20 protein-coding genes are annotated in these 23801 nt (G+C 64.9%); 16 read left to right on the forward strand and 4 right to left on the reverse strand.

Going from position 1 to position 23801, the window contains the following annotated elements; genetic code table 11:
• Positions 1 to 101: 101 nt before the first annotated feature.
• Positions 102 to 1136, reverse strand: a complete 1035-nt coding sequence (sohB, locus tag ABCR88_RS20370; protein ID WP_236186064.1) for a protease SohB — start codon at positions 1134 to 1136, stop codon at positions 102 to 104.
• 203 nt (positions 1137 to 1339) lie between these two features.
• Between sohB and ABCR88_RS20375 the strand changes: the two genes are divergently transcribed.
• The 3 genes from ABCR88_RS20375 (at position 1340) to ABCR88_RS20385 (ending at position 4396) form a co-directional block, all read left to right on the forward strand.
• Positions 1340 to 2050, forward strand: coding sequence for a histidine phosphatase family protein (locus ABCR88_RS20375; RefSeq protein ID WP_125063339.1), 711 nt, complete (start codon positions 1340 to 1342; stop codon positions 2048 to 2050).
• Between the two features lie 51 nt (positions 2051 to 2101).
• Positions 2102 to 2416: an SCP2 sterol-binding domain-containing protein gene (locus tag ABCR88_RS20380; protein WP_011061945.1), complete on the forward strand. Its 315-nt coding sequence runs from the start codon at positions 2102 to 2104 to the stop codon at positions 2414 to 2416.
• Positions 2417 to 2677: 261 nt separating this feature from the next.
• Positions 2678 to 4396 (forward strand): hydrogenase maturation protein, encoded by a 1719-nt coding sequence (locus tag ABCR88_RS20385; protein WP_019094329.1) that lies wholly within the window; start codon positions 2678 to 2680, stop codon positions 4394 to 4396.
• A 51-nt stretch (positions 4397 to 4447) separates the two neighbouring features.
• On the opposite strand, the gene ABCR88_RS20390 is transcribed toward ABCR88_RS20385, so the two are convergent.
• Positions 4448 to 7081, reverse strand: coding sequence for a glucosidase (locus ABCR88_RS20390; protein WP_350403289.1), 2634 nt, complete (start codon positions 7079 to 7081; stop codon positions 4448 to 4450).
• Positions 7082 to 7281: 200 nt separating this feature from the next.
• Here ABCR88_RS20390 and ABCR88_RS20395 point away from each other — a divergent pair, with 200 nt between their 5' ends.
• The 12 genes from ABCR88_RS20395 (at position 7282) to ABCR88_RS20450 (ending at position 20707) form a co-directional block, all read left to right on the forward strand.
• On the forward strand, positions 7282 to 7557 hold the full coding sequence (locus tag ABCR88_RS20395; protein WP_169893492.1) for a hypothetical protein: 276 nt from the start codon (positions 7282 to 7284) through the stop codon (positions 7555 to 7557).
• Positions 7558 to 7955: 398 nt separating this feature from the next.
• Entirely contained in the window at positions 7956 to 8726 is a 771-nt protein-coding gene (locus ABCR88_RS20400) for an FCD domain-containing protein (protein ID WP_011061949.1), read from the forward strand.
• A gap of 102 nt (positions 8727 to 8828) precedes the next feature.
• A complete protein-coding gene (locus ABCR88_RS20405; protein ID WP_019094326.1) occupies positions 8829 to 10031 on the forward strand; it encodes an ABC transporter substrate-binding protein in 1203 nt (400 codons plus the stop codon).
• Positions 10032 to 10101: 70 nt separating this feature from the next.
• Entirely contained in the window at positions 10102 to 10962 is an 861-nt protein-coding gene (locus tag ABCR88_RS20410; protein ID WP_011061951.1) for a branched-chain amino acid ABC transporter permease, read from the forward strand.
• Positions 10963 to 10964: 2 nt separating this feature from the next.
• Positions 10965 to 11975, forward strand: coding sequence for a branched-chain amino acid ABC transporter permease (locus ABCR88_RS20415; protein ID WP_041118906.1), 1011 nt, complete (start codon positions 10965 to 10967; stop codon positions 11973 to 11975).
• Complete coding sequence (locus ABCR88_RS20420; protein WP_011061953.1) at positions 11972 to 12733, forward strand: ATP-binding cassette domain-containing protein; 762 nt, start codon at positions 11972 to 11974, stop codon at positions 12731 to 12733. The genes ABCR88_RS20415 and ABCR88_RS20420 overlap by 4 nt, the downstream gene beginning before the upstream one ends.
• The gene (locus ABCR88_RS20425; protein WP_053152508.1) at positions 12733 to 13428 is read left to right on the forward strand and encodes an ABC transporter ATP-binding protein; all 696 of its coding nucleotides are present in this window, start codon (positions 12733 to 12735) and stop codon (positions 13426 to 13428) included. The genes ABCR88_RS20420 and ABCR88_RS20425 overlap by 1 nt, the downstream gene beginning before the upstream one ends.
• Before the next feature lie 13 nt (positions 13429 to 13441).
• Entirely contained in the window at positions 13442 to 14722 is a 1281-nt protein-coding gene (locus ABCR88_RS20430) for a Zn-dependent hydrolase (RefSeq protein WP_053159302.1), read from the forward strand.
• Complete coding sequence (locus ABCR88_RS20435; RefSeq protein ID WP_350403293.1) at positions 14719 to 16131, forward strand: amidase; 1413 nt, start codon at positions 14719 to 14721, stop codon at positions 16129 to 16131. Before ABCR88_RS20430 ends, ABCR88_RS20435 begins: the two co-directional genes overlap by 4 nt.
• A gap of 269 nt (positions 16132 to 16400) precedes the next feature.
• The gene (locus ABCR88_RS20440; RefSeq protein WP_041118914.1) at positions 16401 to 17795 is read left to right on the forward strand and encodes an amidase; all 1395 of its coding nucleotides are present in this window, start codon (positions 16401 to 16403) and stop codon (positions 17793 to 17795) included.
• 87 nt (positions 17796 to 17882) lie between these two features.
• Entirely contained in the window at positions 17883 to 19232 is a 1350-nt protein-coding gene (locus ABCR88_RS20445) for a citrate-proton symporter (protein ID WP_350403296.1), read from the forward strand.
• Positions 19233 to 19348: 116 nt separating this feature from the next.
• Positions 19349 to 20707: an OprD family outer membrane porin gene (locus ABCR88_RS20450; protein WP_350403298.1), complete on the forward strand. Its 1359-nt coding sequence runs from the start codon at positions 19349 to 19351 to the stop codon at positions 20705 to 20707.
• A 94-nt stretch (positions 20708 to 20801) separates the two neighbouring features.
• On the opposite strand, the gene ABCR88_RS20455 is transcribed toward ABCR88_RS20450, so the two are convergent.
• Positions 20802 to 21704 (reverse strand): LysR family transcriptional regulator, encoded by a 903-nt coding sequence (locus ABCR88_RS20455; RefSeq protein ID WP_015636103.1) that lies wholly within the window; start codon positions 21702 to 21704, stop codon positions 20802 to 20804.
• Between the two features lie 200 nt (positions 21705 to 21904).
• Here ABCR88_RS20455 and ABCR88_RS20460 point away from each other — a divergent pair, with 200 nt between their 5' ends.
• Positions 21905 to 22378: a hypothetical protein gene (locus ABCR88_RS20460; RefSeq protein WP_015636104.1), complete on the forward strand. Its 474-nt coding sequence runs from the start codon at positions 21905 to 21907 to the stop codon at positions 22376 to 22378.
• A 12-nt stretch (positions 22379 to 22390) separates the two neighbouring features.
• Here the strand turns inward: ABCR88_RS20460 and ABCR88_RS20465 are convergent, their stop codons facing one another.
• The gene (locus ABCR88_RS20465; protein WP_350403301.1) at positions 22391 to 23632 is read right to left on the reverse strand and encodes an EAL domain-containing protein; all 1242 of its coding nucleotides are present in this window, start codon (positions 23630 to 23632) and stop codon (positions 22391 to 22393) included.
• Positions 23633 to 23801 lie beyond the last annotated feature (169 nt).

The following is a 23801-nucleotide window of genomic DNA, read 5'->3' on the forward strand; positions in this document are numbered from 1 at the left end:
CGGCTTGCCGGCGAAGAGGCCCTCAGGCCTTGTGCAAAGCTTGCGACCGCCTTCGCTGGCAAGCCAGCTCCTGCAAAGCCAGCGCCTACAAGGCCGGGGGGTTACCAGAAGCGCTGTTGGGTCAGGCGGCTCCACCAGGTCAGCAGCACGCGGTCGATGGAGCCGCTGGCCGCCAGCCCTACCCGCTCTTGCAGGCTCTTGCGCTCGGCATAGTGCAAGTGGAAGACCTCGGCACTCTTGGCCTTGTCCGCCAGGTATTCGTCACTGGTCTGCAACTCGTCCACCAGCAGTTTTTCCTGCGCCGCCACGCCCAGCCAGACTTCACCAGTGGCCACTTCATCAATGGCCAGTTGCGGGCGATAGCGGGAAACGAAGTTCTTGAACAGTTGATGGGTGACGTCCAGGTCTTCCTGGAATTTCTCCCGGCCCTTCTCGGTATTTTCGCCAAACACCGTCAAGGTGCGCTTGTACTCACCAGCGGTCAGCACTTCGAAATCGATGTCGTGCTTCTTCAGCAGGCGGTTGACGTTGGGCAACTGGGCCACCACGCCAATGGAACCGAGGATGGCGAACGGCGCGCTGATAATCTTTTCACCGATGCAGGCCATCATGTAGCCGCCACTGGCCGCTACCTTGTCGATGCACACCGTCAGCGGCACGCCAGCCTGGCGGATACGCGCCAGCTGCGACGAAGCCAGCCCGTAGCTGTGGACCATGCCGCCACCGCTCTCCAGGCGCAGCACCACTTCATCCCTGGGCGTTGCCAGGCTCAGCAGGGCAGTGATTTCATGGCGCAACCCTTCGGTGGCCGAAGCCTTGATGTCGCCATTGAAGTCCAGCACGAAGACCCGGGGCTTGGCCTCGGCCGGCTGTTTCTTGTGCTTCTTCTGGCTCTTTTCGCTCTTGCTCTTGGCCTTGCGCAGGGCCTTGAGCTGATCCTTGTCCAGCAGGCTCTGCTCCAGGCGCTCGCGCAGTTCCTTGTAGAAATCATTCAGCTTGCTGACCTGCAACTGCCCCACACCCTTGCGCCGCCCCTTGCTGCGCAGCGCAGCGGCGGTGATCAGCACCACCAGGATGGCGACCACCAGGGTCACGGTCTTGGCCAGGAAACTGGCGTATTCGGCGATAAACTCCACAGGGACTCCTCAAACATGGACCGCTGCCAACGAGCGGCGTAATGGGCTAAAGCATACCGGCGCGACTGGTCGGCCACCAGTCGGGAAACCTTGTGTAACCAAGCTCCAACAATCATTTCAAACAAGCGTATGTTTTTTCATTGACAGCTCACCAGCATCCTCATAACCTCGCAAAACTTTCAACGTACCGGGATGACGCGGACGTGGGCAGCATCTATTTGATTCGACATGGCCAGGCCTCCTTCGGTGCAGACGACTACGACGTGCTGTCGGCTACTGGCGTGCGCCAGGCGGCGGTGCTCGGCGAGCACCTGGCAGCGCTGGGCATCAGCTTCGATCGCTGCCTGTCCGGGGATCTGCGGCGCCAGCAGCACACCGCCCAGGCCGCTCTGGAACAGATGAGCGCCGCAGGCTTTGACAGCCCGGCCCTGGAAATAGATTCCGCCTTCAACGAATTCGATGCCGACGCCATCATCCGCGCCCTGCTGCCCGACCTGCTGCCCCAGGAACCCGAAGCCCTGAACATCCTGCGCAATGCCGCGCAGAACCGCGGTGAGTTCCAGCGCATCTTCGCCCTGATCATCCAGCGCTGGCTGGCCGGCACCTACGACCCGCCGGGCCTGGAAAGCTGGCTGGGTTTTGTCGAACGGGTCCAGGGCGGCCTGCAACGAATTCTCGAAGCAGCCAACAACCAGCAGAAGATCGCCGTGTTCACCTCCGGCGGCACCATCACCGCCCTGCTCCACCTGATTACCCGGATGCCCGCCCAGCAGGCTTTCGAACTGAATTGGCAAATCGTCAACACCTCGCTCAACCAGCTGAAGTTCCGCGGTCGCGAGGTGTCCCTGGCTTCCTTCAACGGTCATGCCCATCTGCAACTGTTGAAGGCCCCGGAGCTCATCACCTTCCGTTGAGCCCGGCTTACTGTGACCCTTGCTGTAACCACCCCATAAAAGGATCGAACCATGACCTCCGTAGCTGACGCCGTACAAGCCATGCAAGCCAAGTTCAACCCAGCTGCCGCTGCCGGCCTGGACCTGGTTTTCGGTTTCCGCATCGATGACTCCAAGCACTTCTCGCTGGTCGTCAAGGACAGCACCTGCGAACTCAAGGAAGGCGAGAACCCGGACGCCCAGGTTACCCTGGTGATGGACGGCGAGACCCTGGACGGCATCGTCAGCGGCGAGACCGACGGCATGCAAGCCTTCATGGGCGGCAAGCTGCGCGCCGAAGGCGACATGATGCTGGCCATGAAACTGAGCGAGCTGTTCCCAGCCTAAGACCGCGCAAGGTCCGGCTGTACCCGAATCCCGCCCCTGTGGCGGGATTCGTCGTTTCTGGCTGCCGCAACCGCTCTGGTCCGTGCCTTTGCCCTGAATCAATACCACTGGGCGGCTGGCATTTCAGGCGAGACGCTTGATTGATCTCGGTCAGTTCCCCCCCCGCAACGCCCCTCTACTCTTGCGCCTTCCATCGCGGCCAGGGACGGCTCAGCCGGAGCCACCTGCCATACCGCCATCACTCACGGAAGAGTCTGCATTATGCGATCACTGAAGATCATCCTGCTGTCTACCGCCTTCAACGGCCTGACCCAACGCGCCTGGCTCGACCTGCGCCAGGCCGGCCACCGCCCCAGCGTGGTGCTGTTCACCAGCGAAGAAGAGGTCTGCCGGCAGATCGAAGAGGCCGAGGCCGACCTGGTGATCTGCCCGTTCCTCAAGGATCGGGTCCCCCAGCAACTGTGGAGCCACCCCAAGCGCCCGGTGGTGATCATCCACCCCGGTATCGTCGGCGACCGCGGGGCCAGCGCCCTGGACTGGGCCATCAGCAAGGAACTCAAGCGCTGGGGCGTCACCGCGTTGCAGGCGGTGGAAGAAATGGACGCCGGGCCGATCTGGTCGACCCACGAATTCAACCTGCCCGCCGGGCTGCGCAAGTCCGAGCTGTACAACGGCCTGGTGAGCGACGCGGCGATTCACTGTATCCGCGACGTGGTGGAGAAATTCCGCAACGGCTACACCCCCCAGCCCCTGGACTACGACAAACCCTCGGTCCTCGGGCGCCTGCAACCGAACATGAAGCAATCCGACCGCACCTTCAGCTGGCACGACAGCGCCCAGTTCATCAAGCGCAGCATCGATGCCGCCGACGGTCAGCCCGGCGTCCTGGCCAGCCTCGCCGGCGGCCAGTACTACGTCTACGACGCCCACCTGGATTCGCGCACCGGCATGCCCGGGCAACTGCTGGCGGTGCACGACGACGCAGTACTGGTGGCCTGTGGCGATCACAGCCTGTGGATCGGCTCCCTGCGCCAGAAGCCCCAGCCTGGCGAAGAAACCTTCAAGCGCCCCGCCCGCCACGTGCTCGGCGAGCGCCTGGCCGATGTCCCGGTGCTGGACTGGTCGGTGGCCAACAGCCCGTTCAGCACCGAGGCCTACCAACCTATCCGCTACCGCGAAACGGGCAAGGTCGGCGAACTGACCTTCGAGTTCTACAACGGCGCCATGAGCACCGAGCAGTGCCAACGCCTGGTCAGCGCCCTGCGCTGGGCCAAGGCCCGGGACACCCAGGTGCTGCTGGTGCGTGGCGGCCGCGGTGCCTTCAGCAACGGCGTGCACCTCAACGTGATCCAGGCCGCCGAAGTGCCGGGCCTGGAAGCCTGGGCCAATATCCAGGCCATCGACGACGTCTGCCTGGAACTGCTTACCGCCCGCCAACTGGTGGTCAGCGGCCTGACCGGCAATGCCGGCGCCGGCGGCCTGATGCTGGCCCTGGCCGCGGACGTGGTCCTGGCCCGCGCCGACACCGTGTACAACCCTCACTACAAGAGCATGGGCCTGTACGGCTCCGAGTACTGGACCTACAGCCTGCCCCGCGCCGTCGGCCAGGCCATGGCCAAGCAGTTGACCGAAGCCTGCCTGCCCATCAGCGCTCTCCAGGCCCTGCAAATGGGCATGGTGCAGGAGATCGGCCCGCGCTGCCCGGACGAGTTCGGCCTGTGGCTGCTGCAACGGGCCAACGGCGTTCTCAACGACCCGCGCTACCAGCACCTGCGCCAACGCAAGCTGGACGCCGACCCGCAACTGATGCAGCACTGCCGCAACGCCGAGCTGGAGGAGATGCACATGGACATGGTGCAGAACCGCAAGGGCTTCGCCGAGAAGTGCAGCAACTTCGTCTACAAGCGCAAGACCTGCTGCACGCCAGAGCGGCTGATCGAAGCCTGGGCCAAACCCCAGGACATCGCCTTGGTGGGCTGATTCACGGCCCCTGCCCTCGACGACAACCGCCCGGCTCAGCGCCGGGCGGCTTTATTTTCCCGGCTGTAACAGCAACGCCACCAGCGCCGTCCAGCCGGTCTGGTGGCTAGCCCCCAATCCGCGCCCGGTTTCGCCATGGAAGTACTCATGGAACAGCACCAGCTCTCGGTCCTCGGCCTCCACCTGCAACTGCGGGTAGCCGCTCATGGACGGCCTGCGCCCGTCCTCGTCCAGCAGAAACAGTCGCGTCAGGCGCTGGCTCAAGCCGTCGGCCACTTCCTCCAGGGACGCCAGATACCCGGAGCCCCGCGGGTACTCCACCGAGAAGTTGACGTCGTAATAGCGGTGAAACTCGCGCAGGGATTCGATCAGCATGTAGTTGATCGGCATCCACAGCGGCCCGCGCCAGTTGGAATTGCCGCCGTACAACCGTGAATCGGACTCCGCCGGCTCGTAACGGGCGCAGAGCTGCTTGCCGTCCACCTGCATGGCGAACGGCTGCTCGAAGGCCTTGGACAGGGAACGAATGCCGTAGGCAGACAAGAACTCGCTTTCGTCGAGCATGCGCTTGAGCAGGTCCTTGGTGCGTTCGCCGCGCAACAGCGCCAGGAGCATGCGGTTGCCCTTGCCCGGCTCGAACCAGCGCGAGATCAGGCTCGCCAGGTCCGGCCGGTGGTGCAAAAAGCCCAGCAGGCGCTGGGCCAGACCCGGCAGGTTTTCGTGCTCATGCTGCTCCAGCACCTGCACCGCGAACAACGGCATCAGGCCGACGATGGAGCGCAGGCGCAGGGGTTCGTTCTGCCCGTCGGGACGGTGCAGCACGTCGTAGAAGAACTGGTCCTGTTCGTCCCACAGCCCCTCGGCGCTTTCATCCACGCGGTTGATGGCCCCGGCGATATAGAGGAAGTGCTCGAAGAACTTCACCGCAATGTCCACGTACACCCCATTGCGCTTGGCCAGCTCCAGGGCGATGCGCATCAGGTCGAGGGCATAGGCCGCCACCCAGGCCGTACCGTCGGCCTGATCCAGGGCGAAACCTTCGGGCAAGGCGGCGGAGCGGTCGAACAGGGCAATATTGTCCAGGCCGAGGAAGCCGCCCTGGAACAGGTTGCGGCCTTCTGCGTCCTTGCGGTTGACCCACCAGGAGAAGTTCAGCAACAGCTTGTGGAAGATTCGCTCGAGAAAGTCCAGGTCGCCCTCGCCGGCCAGGGCCTTTTCCTGCTGGTAGACCCGCCAGCAGGCCCAGGCGTGCACCGGTGGGTTGGCATCGTCGAAACGCCACTCGTACGCGGGCAACTGGCCGTTGGGATGCATGAAGCGATCCTTCACCAGCAGCAATAGCTGCTGCTTGGCAAAGCCGGGATCGATCAGGGCAAAGGCCACCGCCTGGAAGCCCAAGTCCCAGGAGGCATACCAGGGATACTCCCAGGTATCGGGCATAGAGACGATGTCGCAGTTGGACAGATGGCGCCAATGGGTGTTGCGCAGGTGCTCGCGTTCGCTAGGGGGCACCGGCTGCCCGGGATCGCCATCGAGCCACTGGTTGACGTCGAAGTAATACAACTGCTTGGACCACAGCAACCCGGCCAGGGCCTGACGCTGCACGTTGCGTGCATCAGCGCTTTCTATGCCCTGCTGCAACGCCCCGTAGAACTCATCGGCCTCGCGCCGACGCTGCTCGAACAGGCGGCGGGCACTGACCGGTTCGCTACCGGCCGGGGCAAAGCGCAGGAACAGGCGCTTGCTCTCGCCGCCTGCCAGATCCAGAACGAAGTGCGCCGCCACCCGGGTGCCGCTATCGAAGCTCACCGCACTGGCCTGGCCATCCACCAGGTAGTCATTGAAACCATCCTTGAACGGCCCCGGCGCAGAAAGCCCATCAAGCCTTGGAAAGTTGCTGTCGTTGTTGCAGAACAGCCACTGGCAGGGCTCGGCCCCCCAGGCGGTGATCTGCCGGTCGGGCAGTTGCCCATGCCGCGCCAGCACCTTGTCGCCCTCCAGGCGCAGGCTCGGCCGCGGTGCGTCGCCGCCCCAGCTCCAGGTGTTGCGCGCCCAGACCTGGGGCAGCACCCGCAGCCGCGCCGGTTGGTGAAAACGGTTGTGCACGGTGATGTGCATGAAAATGTCATCGGCCGTGTGCTTGGCGTATTCCACCGTCACATCGAAGTAGCGGTTGTCCTCGAAGACCCCGGTATCGAGGATCTCGTACTCGGTGTCGTTCAGGCCGCGACGGGCGTTTTCCGCCACCAGGTCGGCATAGGGGAAAGCCGCCTGGGGGTACTTGTAGAGCATGCGCATATAGGCATGGCTGGGCACGCCGTCGAGGTAGAAGTACAGCTCCTTGACGTCCTCGCCATGATTGCCCTCGGCGTTGTTCAGGCCGAACAGACGCTCCTTGAGAATGCTGTCGTGTTCATTCCACAGCGCCAGCCCCAGGCACCAGTGCTGGGCCTTGTCGGAGAACCCGGCCAGCCCGTCCTCGCCCCAGCGGTAGGCGCGGCTGCGGGCATGTTCGTGGGGGAAGTAGCTCCAGGCATCGCCATCGGCGCTGTAATCCTCGCGCACCGTGCCCCACTGCCGTTCACTCAGGTACGGCCCCCACTGGCGCCAGTGCTCGCCCTCACTGCCTTGCAGGCGCCGGCCCTCAACCGTATCGAGAATGCTGGTGGTGGATTTTGCCGGCATCGGGGAGTGTCCTTGACCATGGAGGTGACTTGCAGTGTAGGAGCAGCCCGTCTCGCTGCCCCGTGACAAATGTTTCACGGTACGAAGGCCCGAGGTGCCTAAAAACCCACGAGGCATCCGGGCCAGAGCCATTACGGCTAAATTTTTCGCCCCTGGCTCGTTATAATCGGCAACCCTTTTATGGCAATGCGGATTCAATGATGTTCAGTTGCAAAGCGTTTTTCCCGGGCGCACTGCTCGCGGCAGCCTTCTCGACCCAGGCTGAAGGCCTTGACCTGAGCTACCCGCAGCCCCCGTTACCGGCCACCCCCATCCAGACCCCGGCGCCCCAGAGCGACATGCCCACCTTCAAACTGCAATTCAAGCCAGGCATCAGCTACGAGCACCATTGCAGCGGCCAATGCACCTACGAAACCAATATCGACCAGTTGCACGACCGCGAAACCCGCCACAGTTCAATCATCGACTTCGACTGAGCCCGGCCATTAAACCTGCGACGCGCTTGATCCACACTCGCGCTCCTGAGTCCTACAGCAAACTCAGGAAGTCCTGCCCTGCCGGCGAAGTGGCCCGCAGCCTTGTGCAAGCCTTGCGACCGCCTTCGCTGGCAAGCCAGCTCCTACACAAGCGTCCGGCATCGCGCAAAATTCCGTAGGGACCGGCCTGCAGGCGAAGAGGCCCTGAGGCCTTGTGCAAACCTTGAAGCCAGCTCCTGCGGGTTTCGTGAGGGTTGGACGGGGGTGGAGGCCGCTCGGTTATCCAGCTACGACCCCTCAACACCAAAAACGACACCCCCTGACCCCAGGCGGTTGACGCGCCGCCCTCATCTCTATTTATTACTATTTATCCGCATTAATACGATAAATAGCCGCCCATGCTGAAACGCCCCGTTCGCCGCAAACGCCAGAAGCTTTCCGACGTGATTGTCGAGTCGGTGAAGCGTTCCATCGTCACCGATGCCCTGCGCCCCGGGGATCGCTTGCCCACCGAGAAGGAGCTGATGGAAAGCTTCCAATGCTCCAAGGGCTCGGCCCGGGAGGCGCTCAAGGCGCTGGAGGTGGAAGGCCTGGTCAATACCCGCACCGGGCCCAACGGCGGCGCTTACCTGAACCAGGCCGGCACCGAGCCAGCCAGCCGCGCGCTGCGCAACTACCTGCACTTTCAGCACATGGACGGCGAGCAGGTCTATCAGCTGCGCAAGGTGATCGAGGTGGAGCTGGCGGTGTCGGTGATCGGGCGCTTGAGCGAGGCAGATTTCAAGGCCCTGCAGGACAACATCGACTTCTGCAGCCACCCCGAGGACAGCGAGGCCGGTCAGCGCGAGCAGCGTATCGCCGAGCTGGAGTTCCACAATTTGCTGGGGCGGGCCTGCCCCAACCCGCTGCTGAGTTTCATGGCGCAGTTTCTCAACGATTTGCTGCGCGACCTGGTGGTGCTGAAGAAGGCCTACAAGCCCAAGCGCAAGCAGTTCGACGCCGCCAACCTGGATTACCACAAACGCTTGCTGCTGGCCTTGCGCGCCGAAGATGAACGCGCAGTACGCCAGCTGATGCACGAGCACATGTGCGACGCCGAGCACCACATGACCGCCCTGGAAGGCGAAGTCACCCAGCACTTCCTGCTGGAGTTCGACCACCACCGATAGCGCCCGCCGTCCACCGCTTTGCCAATAACAAGCCTGAACACAGGCTGCTACGTCGATTCGCCATTGCCACTCCTGCCAATAACTAAACCAGGGAGTTACCCCATGCAGCGTCGTACGTTGTTGAAAGCCGGTCTGGCCGTTAGCGGTGCCCTCAGCCTCGGGCTGGGGGTGCGCAACGCCTTTGCCGCCGAACCCTTTACCTTTTACGGTTTGAAGTCGATGTCCGGCGCCTTTGCCAGCTACGGCAAGTTCGCCGACATGGGCTCGCGCCTCGCAGTGGAGCAGTACCCGACCCTGCTGGGGCGACCGCTGCACTACAAGGTGATCGACACCGAGGGCAACGCCGGCAAGGCGGTGCGCCGGGTCCAGGAGGCGATTGCCCAGGACGGCGCGCGGTTCTTCCAGGGCTGCACCCTGTCGTCTTCGGCGCTGGCAGTGGCCAAGGAGGTGGGCAAGGTCGGCGGGGTGTTCATGACCCCGGTGGGCGCCGATGAGGTCACTGGCAAGGACTGCAATGCCTCGACCTTTCGCTGGTCGGTGCCAACCTACGGCGCCATCCGCGAAACCATGGTGCCGCTGATCAAGTTGCTGCCCGAGGCCAAGCGCTGGTACACCATCACCCCGCAATACGTGTTCGGCGAAGCCTTGCTGGAAGGAGCGAAGCAGGTGTGTGCCGAACACGGCATCGAGCACATCGGCAACAGCTACCACTCCTTGCAGGAGCAGGAGTTCTCCGGCTACCTGACCAACGCCATCGCCGCCCGCCCTGATGTGCTGGTGCTGTTGAACTTCGGCAGCCAGTCATCCAACGCCCTGCGCCAGGCGGTGAACTTCGGCATCAAGGAACGCATGAAGGTGCTGCTGGTATGGTCCGCCGGGCTCGACCAGTTCCAGGAGCTGGGCAGCGACGTCTTGGAAGGCGTCTACCTCGGCGCGCAGTACTGGCATCAGGTGGACACCCCGCTCAATCGCGAACTGGTGAAGCTGACCCAGGCCAAATACGGCATCAACCCCACCTACCCGCTGGCCGCCGACTACATCGGCAGCAAGATCATCCTCGACACCATTGCCGCCACCGGCAGTTTTGACGGCGCTACCGTGGCCAAGGCCATGCAGGGCCTGACCTACCAGGGCCCCACCGGCGAGGAGAGCATCCGCGCCGGCGACCATCAGGTGATCAAGGATTACTACCTGCTGGTGGGCAAGGCCGCCGCCACGATGCGCGACAAGGACGACCTGGCCGAAGTGCTCAGCGCCGGTCGCTCGTTCCCGGATGTCAGCACCACCGGCTGCGCCCTGGCCTGACGCTCGACACTTCTATCGCTGGCTACAGGCAGCGGGCTCCGTCCAAGGGCTCCCTGCCGAGGGTTCCTGCATGCTTAATTTGTACCTGTTCCAGATCCTCAACGGCCTCGGGCTGGGGATGATCTACTTCCTGATCGCGGTGGGCCTGACGATCATTTTCGGCCTGCTGAACTTCGTCAACTTCGCCCATGGCGCGTTCTTCGTGCTCGGCGCCTACATCTGCTACACCGCCGTCAGCCTGACCGGCAACTTCTGGCTGGCCCTGGTGCTAGCGCCCCTGGTGGTGGCGGCCCTGGCCTGGATCATCGAGCGCCTGTTGATCCAGCGCATCTACCACTTGCCGCACATGTTCCAGATCCTGGTGACCCTGGGCATCGCGCTGATCATCCAGGAAGCCAGCGTGATGATCTGGGGCCCGGTGGGCAAGGCCGTGGCGGTGCCGGAACTGCTGCGCGGGGTGCTGGTGATCGGCGACTTCGTCTACCCCTACTACCGCCTGTTCCTGATCCTGTTCTCGGCCCTGGTGGGGCTGGGCCTGTGGCTGCTGCTGGAGCGCACGCGCTTCGGTGCCCTGGTGCGGGCCGGCAGTGAAAGCACCGAGACCGTGTCGCTGCTGGGCACCAATATCTTTCGCCTGTTTTCCATGACCTTCGCCCTCGGCGTGGCCCTGGCCGGGATCGCCGGGGTGCTGTTCGCGCCCTTGCGCGGCGCCCAGCCCTTTGTCGGCCCGGAGATTCTCGGGGTGGCCTTCGTGGTGGTGGTGATCGGCGGCATGGGCTCGTTCGGCGGCGCCCTGGTGGGCGGCCTGCTGGTGGGGGTGGTGCAAAGCCTGATGACCAGCCTCTGGCCCCAGGGCGCCAGCCTGATGATCTACGGCGCCATGGCGGCAGTCATTCTGGTGCGTCCTTACGGCCTGTTCGGGAGAGCATGATCATGAGCGAGAAAAATCCCCTGCCCTTTGCCAAGACTCAATCGCGCGGCCTGCTGTGGCTGGTGATCGCGGTGCTGATCGGCCTGCCTCTGGTGCTGCCGTCGGCGACCCTGGCCAGCGAGATCCTGATCTTCGCCCTCGCCGCACTGGCCTGTAACCTGCTACTGGGCTACACCGGGCTGCTGTCGTTCGGCCAGGGCATCTTCTTCGGCGCCGGTGCCTACTGCGCCGCCCTGTTGATGATCCATCTGCAGCTGGGGCTGTTCAGTGCCCTGCTCGGCGCGGCGCTGGTGGGAGCCTTGCTGGCACTGCTGGTGGGCGCCCTGGCGATCCGCCGTACCGGCATCTACTTCGTCATGCTGACCCTGGCCTTCAGCCAGATGGCCTACTTCATCGCCTACACCCTCAGCGACTGGACCGGCGGCGACAACGGCCTGCTCAGCGTGCCGCGCCCGGAGATCCGCATCGGTGACACAGTGCTGCTGTCCCTGGCCGACGCCCGCTATTTCTACGGCTTTGTCGCGGTGCTGTTCCTGCTGATCTTCATCGGTGCCCGGCGGGTGATCGCCTCGCCGTTCGGCAGCACCCTGATGGCCATCCGCGAGAACGAAACCCGCGCCGCCGCCATCGGCTACGACACCCGGCATTTCAAGATCCTGGTGTTCATGCTCTCCGGCGCGGTCACCGGGATTGCCGGGGCGCTGTACGCCATGCTCCTGCACTTCGTGCCGCTGTCGAACATCGACCTGGCGATGTCGGAAAACATCCTGATCATGACCATCGTCGGCGGCACCGGCTCGCTGTTCGGCTCCCTGCTCGGCGCCGGCGCCATCGTACTGCTGGGCGAGTTCCTCTCCGAGCTGTGGCCACGCTGGCTGATTCTGCTGGGGGTGATCCTGATCCTGGTGGTGGTGTTCATGCGCGGCGGTTTGTGGGGCGGTTTGTCGAGCCTGGTGGAACGCCTCAAAGGCTCACGCAAGACGGCCTTGCTGGCCGAGGAGAAACGCTCATGAGCAAGCCTGCGCAGTACCTGCTGGAAACCCAGAACCTGGAGCTGGCCTACGGTGCCTTCCACGCGGTCAACGGGGTCAACCTCAAGGTCGAGGCCGGCACCATCCACACCATCATCGGCCCCAACGGCGCCGGCAAGACCAGCCTGTTCCACTGCCTGACCGGCGAACGCCAGGCCACCGCTGGAGCCATCCGTTTCAACGGCAAGAACATCATCAAGAAACCCGCCCACGGCCGGGTCGGCCTGGGCATGGCGCGTTCCTTCCAGCTCACCAGCCTGTTCCAGAACCTCAGCGTGCGGGAGAACCTGCGCCTGGCCGCCCAGGGCCGAGACGGCCTGGGAGCGCTGAACTTCTGGCGCCACGTGGACAGCCGCCGCGAGCACCTGGAGGTGGCCGACCAGGTGCTGGAGCGCCTGCAACTCACGGCCCGGGCCCAGACCCTGGCCGGCGAGCTGTCCCACGGCCAGCAACGGGTGCTGGAAGTGGGCATGTCGATCTGTTCGAAGCCGCAATTGCTGATGCTCGACGAGCCCACCTCGGGCATGGGTATCGATGACATTCCGATCATGACCCAACTGATCAGCGACCTGGGCCGCGACCACACGGTGCTGCTGATCGAACACAACATGAGCATCGTCATGTCCATCAGCCAGCGCATCACCGTGATGAGCCACGGCCAGATCCTGGTCGAGGGCACGCCGGATGTGGTGCGCGCCGATGAGCGTGTGCGTGTCGCCTACCTGGGAGAAGCCGCCTGATGCTGACCGTCGAGAACATCCATTCCTACTACGACAAGAGCCACGTGCTCGAAGGCGTCTCGCTCAAGGTGGAGGCCGGTGAACTGGTGACCCTGCTGGGGCGCAACGGCGCGGGCAAGACCACCACCTTGCGCAGCATCCTGGGGATCATCTGCCCGCGCCAGGGCCAGATCCACTTCAACGGCCAGCAACTGGTGGGCCAGAAGATCTTCGAGATCGCCCGCCAGGGCTTGGCCCTGGTGCCGGAACACCGGGGCATCTTTCGCCTGCTCAGCGTCGAGGAAAACCTGCGCATCGCCCAGCGCAAGGCCAGCCGCTGGCAGCTGGACGACATCTACCGAATGTTTCCTCGGCTCAAGGAACGCCGCAAGAACGCCGGCCACGCCCTGTCCGGCGGCGAACAGCAGATGCTGGCCATCGCCCGCGCCCTGCTCAATGACCCCAAGCTGCTGATCCTCGACGAACCCACCGAGGGCCTGGCGCCGGTGATCGTCGACGAGCTGGTGAAAATCCTGCGCACCCTCAAGGAAGACGGCCTGCCGGTGCTGCTGGTGGAACAGAACCTGATGGTCTGCGACAAGCTCGCCGACCGTCACTACGTGCTCGAACAGGGCCGCGTGGTCTACCAGGGCAGCGCCGCCGAGTTTCGCGCCGACCCGACCATCAAGAACCGCTACCTGGCCCTGAGCGCCTGACGGGAGAAATGCCATGAACAGTCGACTGGACCCACTGCAGTCCTTGCAAAGCAATGCCCCGCTGATCAACCGCGAGCGCCTCTGGCAGTCCTTGATGGACCTGGCCCGACTGGGCGCCACCGCCAAGGGCGGCGTATGCCGCCTGGCCCTCACCGACCTCGACCGGCAGGCCCGGGACCTGTTCGTGCGCTGGTGCGAAGAGGCCGGCTGCAGCGTCAGCGTGGACGGCATCGGCAATATCTTCGCCCGCCGCGCCGGGCGTGACCCGAACCGCGCCCCGGTGATGACCGGCAGCCATATCGACACCCAGCCCACCGGCGGCAAGTTCGACGGTTGCTACGGGGTGATGGCCGGGCTGGAGGTGATCCGCACCCTGAACGACCTGGGCCTGGAAACCCAGGCGCCGATCGAAGTGGTGGTCTGGACCAACGAGGAAGGCTCGCGCTTCCCGCCGTGCATGATGGGTTCGGGGGTGTTCGCCGGCAAGTTCGACCTCGCCGAGACCCTGGCCAAGCAGGACGAACAGGGCCTGTCGGTGGGCGCCGAGCTGCGGCGCATCGGCTATGCCGGTCCGCGTGCGGTACTCGGCCACCCGGTGGGCGCCTATTTCGAAGCGCATATCGAGCAAGGGCCGGTGCTGGAAGACCGCCAGACCACCATTGGCGTGGTCATGGGCTGCCTGGGCCAGAAGTGGTTCGACCTGACCCTGAGCGGGGTCGAGGCCCACGCCGGGCCGACGCCGATGCACCTGCGCAAGGACGCTCTGGTGGGCGCGGCGCAAGTGGTCAGCGCGGTCAATCGCATCGCCCATGCCCATCAGCCCCATGCCTGCGGCACCGTGGGCTGCCTGAGCCTGCACCCGGGCTCGCGCAACGTGATCCCCGGGCAGGTGCAGATGACCCTCGACCTGCGCCACCTGCACGCCGACCGCTTGCAAGCCATGGTCGATGAAGTGCGCCAGGTGATCGAAGACAGCTGCCGCCAGCACGGCCTGACGTTCGAGCTGACCGCCACCGCCGATTTCCCGCCGCTGGACTTCGACCCCGCCTGCGTGGCCGCCGTGCGCCAGGGCGCCGAGCACCTGGGGCTGAGCCATATGGACATCGTCAGCGGCGCCGGGCATGACGCGATCTTCATCGCCGAGCTGGGCCCGGCAGGGATGATCTTCGTGCCCTGCGAGGGCGGCATCAGCCACAACGAAATTGAAAACGCCGCGCCCCAGGACCTGGCCGACGGCTGCGCAGTCCTGCTACGGGCCATGGTCAATGCCGCTCAAGGAGCTCAATCGCTATGAAGCAAGCCACTGACATCGCCGCCCTGAGCGGCGTCGAACTGCTGCGCCATTACCGTGACAAGCGCCTGTCACCGGTGGAGGTCACCGAAGACGCCCTGGCGCGTATCGAGCGCTTCAATCCGCTGGTCAACGCCTATTGCCATATCGACCACCAAGGGGCCCTGGACGCGGCACGGGCCTCCGAACAGCGCTGGCTCAAGGGCCAGCCCTGCGGCGCCCTGGACGGCTTGCCGGCGTCGATCAAGGACCTGACCCTGACCCGTGGCATGCCCACCCGCAAGGGCTCGAAAACCACTGCGGCCACCGGCCCCTGGGAGGTCGATGCGCCCTTCTCCGGCTTCATGCGCGCGGCCGGCGCGGTGCTGCTGGGCAAGACCACCACTCCGGAATTCGGCTGGAAAGGCGTGACCGACAACCCTTTGTACGGCATCACTCGCAACCCCTGGGACACTCGCCTGACGGCCGGCGGCTCTTCCGGCGGCGCAGCGGCGGCGGCCTCGCTGAACCTCGGCGTGTTGCACCAGGGCAGCGATGCCGGCGGCTCGATCCGCATTCCCTGCGCCTTCACCGGCACCTTCGGCATCAAGCCGACCTTCGGCTACGTGCCGCAGTGGCCGGCCAGTGCGATGAACATTCTCTCGCACCTGGGGCCGATGACCCGCAGCGTCGATGACGCCGTGCTGATGCTGCAGACCGTGGCCCGTCCGGATGCCCGTGACGGCCTGCTCGGCGCACCGCGCAGCACGCCCTGGTTACCGGAAAATGCCAGCCTCAAGGGCCTGCGCATCGCCTACAGCCCGGACTTCGGCTACGTCAAGATCGACCCGCAAGTGGCGCGAGTGGTGGCCCGGGCGGTGGAGCGCCTGGCGCAACTGGGGGCACAGATCGAGCAGGTCGATCCCGGTTTCAGTGATCCCCTGGAGATGTTCAATACCCTGTGGTTCTCCGGGGCGGCGCGCCTGACCGCAGCCCTCAGCCCCGCCCAGCGCGCCTTGCTGGACCCGGGCCTGCTGCGCATCGCCGAACAGGGCGAAGGCATCAGCCTCAGTGACTACAGCGCCGCCCTGGAGGCGCGCGCCGCCCTGGTGGCCCACATGGCCGCCTTCCATGAGCGCTACCACCTGTTGCTCTCGCCTATGCTGCCCCTGACTGCGTTCGCCGCCGGACACAACGTCCCACCGGGCTCGGGCCTGGGGGAATGGATGGAATGGACGCCCTTCAGCTACCCCTTCAACCTGACCCAGCAACCGGCGGCTTCACTGCCCTGCGGCTTTGCCGACGACGGCCTGCCCGTGGGCCTGCACGTAGTCGGCGCACGCTTTGCCGATGAGCAAGTGCTGCGCTTGTGCCGGTCCTATGAACAAGCGTTCCCCAGCCCCCACCCCCAAGCCCCCGTCCTGCGACACTGACCCGGGCGAAATCCCGTAGGAGCCGGCTTGCCGGCGAAGAGGCCCGCGAGCCTTGTGCAAACCCTGAGGCCGCCTTCGCGGGCAAGCCCGCTCCTACAGAACGTCGCGATTGGGTGGGGCCGTATTCAATCGGGCCAAGGGATACGCCGCTGCAGTGCTCACAAAAACGCAACACCAGGCTGCGTCCTTTGTGATGGTTGGGCTAGGGTGGAAGCGATACAGTCGGGCCATCAGCAACCCGACTGACGCCCGACACAAGGATGCGTTCGATGACTGATTTGCACGATCTATCCACCACCCAGCTGCTGGCGCAATTCGCCAGCCGCACCCTCTCGCCACTGGACTACTACGAGCATCTGCTGGCCCATATCGGGCGCTGGGAGCCGCATATCCGTGCGCTCTACGCCTTCGATCCGGAGCAGGTGCGCCTGCAGGCCCGGGCCGCCACCGAGCGCTGGAACAAGGGCGCCCCCAACGGCCCGCTGGACGGGATTCCAGTGACGATCAAGGAACTGATCGCCACCCAAGGCACGCCAATCCCGCTGGGCAGCGCGGCCACCACCTTGAAGCCGGCGTTGCAGGATGCTCCACCCGCCGCGCGGATGCGTGAAGCCGGGGCGATCATCCTGGCCAAGACCACGGTGCCGGATTTCGGCATGTTGTCTTCGGGGCTGTCGAGCTTCCACGGCATTACCCGCAACCCCTGGAACACCGCCTGCAATACCGGCGGCTCCAGTTCCGGCGCCGCTGCGGCCGCCGCGGCTGGTTACGGGCCGCTGCACATCGGCACCGACATCGGCGGCTCGGTGCGCCTGCCGGCTGCCTGGTGCGCTCTGGTGGGATTCAAACCGACCCTGGGGCGGATTCCCATCGACCCGTATTACACCGGACGCTGCGCCGGGCCCATGACCCGCAGCGTCGAGGATACGGTGCTGCTGATGCGCCACCTGGCCAGACCCGATGCCCGGGACGCCACCAGCCTGCCGCCCTTGACCACGGACTGGAGCGACGAGCCGGTGTCGGTCAACGGCTTGAAAATCGGCCTGATGCTGGAGCCCGGCGCGGGGCTGCAACCGGAGGGTTTTGTCTGCGCGGCGGTGGAACAGGCCGCACGGCTGTTCGAAAGCCATGGCGCCCAGGTGCGCACCCTGGCGCCGATCATGGACCGCGCGCAACTGGACGGCCTCGACCGTTTCTGGCGCGCCCGACAATGGGCGGAACTCTCGGCCCTGGGCGCCGAGCAGTTTGCCAAGGTGCTGCCCTATATCCGCGACTGGGCGGCGCCGGGGGCCGACCTGTCCGGGGTCGAGGCGGTGCAGGGCTTCAACCAGACCTTCGAGATGCGCCGGCGTGCCGCCCAGGTGTTCAGCGAGTTCGACCTGGTGTTGTCGCCCACCAATCAGATCAACCATTTTCCCGCCCAGTGGCCGTCGCCGAGCAACGACCCGCAGCAACCGTTCGAGCACATCGTCTTCACCCTGCCCTGGAACATGGGCGAACAACCGGCGCTGTCGATCAACTGCGGTTTCGCCGCCGATGGCATGCCCATCGGCCTGCAGATGATCGCCCCGCGCTTTGCCGATCAATGGCTGCTGCAAGTGGCCAAGACCTATGAGAGCTGGCGCGGAGCGATCCACAGCTGGCCAAGTCCGCCGTCCCACTGACACACCGAAACTGCCACCTTCACCCCAGCCCCGGGCCTCGCCGCCCGGGGCCTGGGCAACCTATGAATAAAAATTCGAGGGGCCAGTATGCACAGTCACGATTCCACCCACTCCCAGCACCAGGATCCTGAAGCGCCGAATGTCCCGGGGGGCAAGCGCAGCGTGTTCGCGGTGATCCTCGGCAACGCCGTGGAGTTCTTCGATTTCGGGGTCTACGCCACCTTTGCGGTGATGATCGGCCACACCTTCTTTCCCTCCGACAGCGCCTTTGTCAGCCTGATGCTCTCGGTCACCGCCTTCGGCGTCGGTTTTATCGTGCGGCCCCTGGGGGCGGTGCTGATCGGCGCCTACGCCGACCGCGTCGGGCGCAAGCCGGCGATGCTCCTGACCCTGGTGATGATGGCCGTGGGCACCGGCAGCATCGCCATCCTGCCCAGCTATGAAAGCATCGGCATCGCCGCACCGATCCTGCTGGTGCTCACCCGGCTGATCCAGGGCCTGGCCTGGGGCGGCGAGGCCGGCCCCGCCACCACCTACATCCTCGAAGCCGCGCCAGCGCACAAGCGCGGCACCTACGCCTGCTGGCAGGTGGTGGCCCAGGGTGTGGCCGCCATGGCCGCCGGCACCGTGGGCTACACCCTGACCCAGGTGCTGTCCCCCGAGGACCTCAACAGCTGGGGCTGGCGCGTGCCTTTCGTGTTCGGCCTCTTGGTGCTGCCAATCGGCATCTACATCCGCCGCAACCTGGCGGAAACCTTCCACGGCCAGGGCGAAGAAGCCAGCACCGGCAGCCTAGTGCGTCAGGTGTTCGGCGAACATCGCCGGGCCCTGGTGCTGGGGCTGCTGATTCTCTCCGGCAGCACCATCACCCAGTACTTCATCAACTACATGACCACCTTCGCCCTCACCGAACTGAAACTGCCCACCAGCATCTCCATGCTCTCGACCCTGGTGGCCGGCGCGGCGATGGCGGTGTGCGCGATTGCCGGCGGCATGCTCTGCGACCGCTTCGGCCGCCGCACCATCCTCATGGCGCCGCGGGTGGTGCTGTTGCTGGTGCTGTTCCCGGCGTTGCAATTGATGACCGAGCACCCCAGCCCGACGACCTTCCTGCTGACCCTGGCGGTGCTCTCCGGGCTGCACGGCATGAGTGGCGCGGCGCTGATCGTGCTGCTGGTGGAGAGCTTTCCCAAGGCGGTGCGCTCCACCGGTTTCTCCATCGTCTACGCCTTTGGCGTGGCGGCTTTCGGCGGTACGGCGCAGATCATCATCACCTGGCTGATCGGCACCACCGGCAACCCAATGTCACCGGTGGGCTACCTGCTGGTGGCCAACCTGGTGTGCCTGACCGCCGCCTGGTTCGCCAAGGAAACCCGCCCGCAAACACCCGGGCACAGCAACCCCGGCCAACGGCTCGCAGAAGCCCGCGCCCGCTGAGCATTCGCCTCACTGCCCAAAACTCTTTTCCGGCACCGCGTCTTCCTCTACCCTGCCGGCCGCGCATGACCGCGGTCGGGCGGAGGTTCGACGCCTTTGATTTGTGGGGAAGCGACATGAAACAGCTCGTACTTTGCCTCCTGGCCATGAGCGCCAGCAGCCCCCTGCTGGCCCAGGACAACCCGCGCCCAAGCCAGCAGGCCCAGGCCCCGGGCTTTATCGAAGGCAGCAGCCTGGACCTCAACCTGCGCCATTACTACTCCAACCAGCACACCCAACGCGACACCTACCTGACGATCAAGAAACCCGACGGCAACCAGCGCACCCGGGTGCGGGAAACCTGGGTACAGACCGGCATGCTCAAGTACAGCTCCGGCTATACCCAGGGACTGATCGGCATTGGGGTGGACGCCGGCCTGTTCAGCGCAGTGAACCTGGAGCGCGGCCACGGCCGGGTGGCCAATGGCGGCGACCGGGTGCTGGTGGACAGCGACGGCGACGCCCTGCCCACCTGGAGCCGCCTGGGCATCGGCGATGTCCGCCTGCGCCTGTCCAACACCGAACTCAAGGCCGGGCGCCTGATGACCGACAACCCGGTGCTGCGCTACAAGGACAACCGCGCCCTGCCCTCCAGCTTCCAGGGCGTGGGCCTGTACAGCCATGAAACCGACTGGTTGTCGCTGCAGGCCGGCAGCTTCGACCGGGCCATCCCGCGCACCGGCACCGGCAGCGAACGCCTGACCACCACCTTCGGCAACCGCGCCTACAGCGGCGAGCGCATCAGCTACCTGGGCGCGACGGTCAAGCCCGGCCTGGGCCTGGAAGGCAGCCTTTATGCCTCGCGCTTCGAGAACATGTGGGACCAGTACTACCTGGGCCTGACCCACCGCGCCGGGGACAAAAGCCGGCTGGCGCTGAAGACCGCGTTCAACTACTACCACACCCGGGACCAGGGCCAGCAGCGCCTGGGCTACATCGATAACGACGCCTTCAGTCTGGCGCTGACCGGCAGCCATCAGGCCCACAGCCTGACCCTGGCCTGGCAGCAGGTGTTCGGCGACGAGTACTTCGACTATGTGTGGGAGTCCACCGGCAACTACATGGCCAACTCCCTGTACTCGGACTACAACGGCCCCAATGAAAAGTCCTGGCAGTTGCGCTACGACCTGGATCTTGCCGCCTACGGCGTGCCCGGGCTGAGCGCCAGCCTGTGGCACGCCAAGGGCTGGGGCATCGATGGCACCCAGTACGACGGTGACCGCAATGGCCGCAACCGCGGCTACAACGTACGCGGCCTGGACGGCGCCAAGCACAACGAGAATGGCCTGATGCTGGCCTATGTGGTGCAGTCCGGGCGGCTCAAGGATGCGGTGCTGCGCACCATCGTCTACAACCACCGCGCCAGCGGCGGGCAGATCGACGGCAGCTATGACGAGTTCCGCCTGGTGGGGAATTTCCCGTTCAACCTGTTCTGACCACCGCCCCTCCTCCGTAGGAGCCGGCTTGCCGGCGAAGAGGTCCGTAAGCCGTGCAGCGTTCTTGGAAACGCCTTCGCGGGCAAGCCCGCTCCTACGCCAGGCTATGGCGTTGCATCGCCCGGACAAGCATTTCCTGGCACCTGAGGGTCGCCACCGACAAGGGCCGGTTGCGCACCACGCACAGGTCCACCCGGATCCGCTCCAGGTATTGGTCGTCGATCGGCACGGCCACCAGCCCATCCCCCAGGTCCCGGGCCTCGGCATCCACCTGGGGCAGGATCAGCACTGCCGCACGTTGGCGGGCCAGGCTTTTCTGCACCTCCAGGGAGCTGGTGGTGAATACCGGAAGGATGTTCACTCCGCGCTTTTTCGCCGCGCCCTCCAGGGCCTGGCGCACGCCGTAGGCCGAGTCGGGAATCGCCAGGGGCTGGCCCTCCAGATCCTGCAGGCGAATGCTCGGGCACTGGGCAAACGGGTGCTCGGCGCTGACCAGCACCCGGTGCCACAGTTGGCAGTGGGCGGTCACCTCCACTTCGGCCCGTTCCGGCAGGTAGAACGCCAGGCCCAGGTCGGCCTCGCCGCTGCACAGGGCATCCAGAGTGGCGCCGGCACTGGCGATGACGATGTTGAAGGTGACTTTCGGATGGGCCCGGTTGAACGCCGCCAGCACCGGCGCCAGCACGCTGGAAACGATACTTTCCGACACATGGATGCTGACGTTACCCGCTACCTGGCTCTGCCGGCTGGCGATCACATCGCGCACCTGGTCGAAGCCGCGCAAGGTGGAGGTGACCTGCTCGGCCAGGCATTCACCCTCCACGGTCAGGCGAATGCCCCGGGGCCCGCGCTCGATCAGCGCGGTGCCGAAGAAGTGCTCCAGTTGCTCGATCTGCCGGCTGACTGCGGTGGGGGTCACGTACAGGCGCTCCGCCGCCTGACGCAGGGAGGCGCACCGGGCTACCTCGTGGAAGTAACGCAACGCTCGTAATTGCATGGCCGCAGGTCCCATCGTTGAACTGAGCCATGAGGCAGGCAATTACTGCGCCAGCCGCAGCGCCCCGGAACCGTTCAACACGCGGTTTTCACACAAAAGATTGATCTGAACGATGCCCCTGCCTACCCTGCCAGGGTGCCGATGCCTCATTCGGCAAGAACCCTCCCCGCCCCCCTTGCCGTCTGCTTCCAAGGATTTCCATGAGCACTCTGCCCCGCACCGCACCACTTGCCGCAACCCTCACCGCCCTGGCGCTGCTTGGCGCCTGCTCCAGCGTGACCCGGGAGATCAACCCGGAGCCCACCATCACTTCCGCCGGCATCCTGGCCTTTCGCGATATCTGCCTGAAGTCCGCGCCGTCCTTCGCCGGCGCCGAGACCGCCGCGCGCAACCATGGCATCAGTGACCTGACCGATGCCGGCTTCGCCAAGATGGGCATGAACGAGGACCAAAGCCTGGGCGTGCAGATACAGGCCAACAAGGAATGCGCGATCACCACCCCGACCCAGAACGACAGCTCGCTGACCCAGCAATTTCTCAGCGTGGCCGGCAAGTTCTCCAGCACCCCGGTGGCCCAGAGCGTACCGAGCAAGATCACCCTCAACGGGCAGACCTTCATCCTCATGCACGACCGTCGTGGCGGTGAAGCCTATGTGATGCTCAAGACGCAGTGACCGCGCTGCATCCTAGCTCTGGCTGAGCTGTCGCTGCGGCGGCCGGCTCAACGTCAGGACCCGGACCAGGGCGGCTGCATTCATCGGTTTGTGAAACAGAAAGCCCTGGGCCGCATCGACACCCAGGCGCTGCAGGTGCGCACGTTGCTTTTCGGTCTCGATGCCTTCGGCCACCAGCTCCAGGTGCAGCGCACCGGCCATCCCCACGATGGCTTCGATGATCCGGGTTTCCTTGGGCCCCGTAGCGTTGGCGACAAAGCCGGAGTCCAGCTTGAGCTGGCCAAAGGGAATGTCCGCCAGGCGCATGATCGAAGAATGCCCGGTGCCAAAATCATCCAGGGACAGACGCACGCCACTGTGCACCAGCACACTGATGTTCTCGATGCACTGCATGCTCAGGACCAGAGCCTGGCGCTCGGTGATCTCCAGGGTCACCTGGCGTGTGGGCACCTGCGCCTCGTCGATCTGTTGCAACACCCGCAGGGCAAATTGCGGATCGCTCAGCTGGCTGGCCTCAATGTTGTAGGAGAACATCAGGGCATCGCCGCTGGCGTGGCCCTGCAACTGCCGCTGCAGCGCCAGGCCCTGCTGCAACAGGCAATCGAACAACTGGCGATGGCCCTGCGGGCTGTCGAACAGGTCGAGAAAGAACTGCGGCCCCAGCACCCCCTTGTGAGGATGCTGCCAACGGGCCAGGACTTCGGCGCCGGTGATGCGCCGGGTCTTCATGCAGACCTGGGGCTGGAAAAAAGGCACGATCTGCCGCTGTTCCAGGGCCTGGGAAACATCCAGTTCGGCCACCCAGTCGTTGTTGGCGCAACCAGCTCCCGCCGCCCCTGGAGCATCGTCACGTGCATGGCCTTTCACCGTACGCTTGATGGCCAGCGCCTTGAGCAGCAAGGCGCTGATCTGCAGCGTGTCCAGCTCGCTGTAACTGCCGACGCAGTACTTGCCGGAACGCACGCGAAAGTTCGCCAGCCCCCAACGGATCGGCGCTTGCAGCGCTTCGCATTCCATCATCGAGAAAAAGCCGTGGTGCTCGCAGAGCCTGCGCAGGTAGGGGATGGCGTTCAGGGAGTGCAGCGAGTCGCAGATCACCAGGTCCAGTTCATCCAGGGCGGGCGGGAACTGAGCGCCGTCGCAGTCATCGCTGATCACTTGTACCCGAGCAAAACCGCAAGACGCGAGAATTCTTGAAAAATGTCGAACCCGAAAAGCGTTCGAACACAACAACAGTACGCTCAGCGTCGACATCACCGCGGCTCCGGATAAAAAACCATGCTAGCCAAATTGAACTCAACTGAGTTCAAGACACTTCGCCAATGGAAGTAGGAAATTTCTGAGACTTGGCACTTTCTCAAGAAATTCCGGAGCCAGAGCTGGTCGGCCGAGGTCGGCGCCTCCTGGGCAGCGCCCCGTTTAC

It is taken from the genome of Pseudomonas sp. W17 (assembly GCF_040268305.1).
GTDB lineage: Bacteria > Pseudomonadota > Gammaproteobacteria > Pseudomonadales > Pseudomonadaceae > Aquipseudomonas > Aquipseudomonas protegens.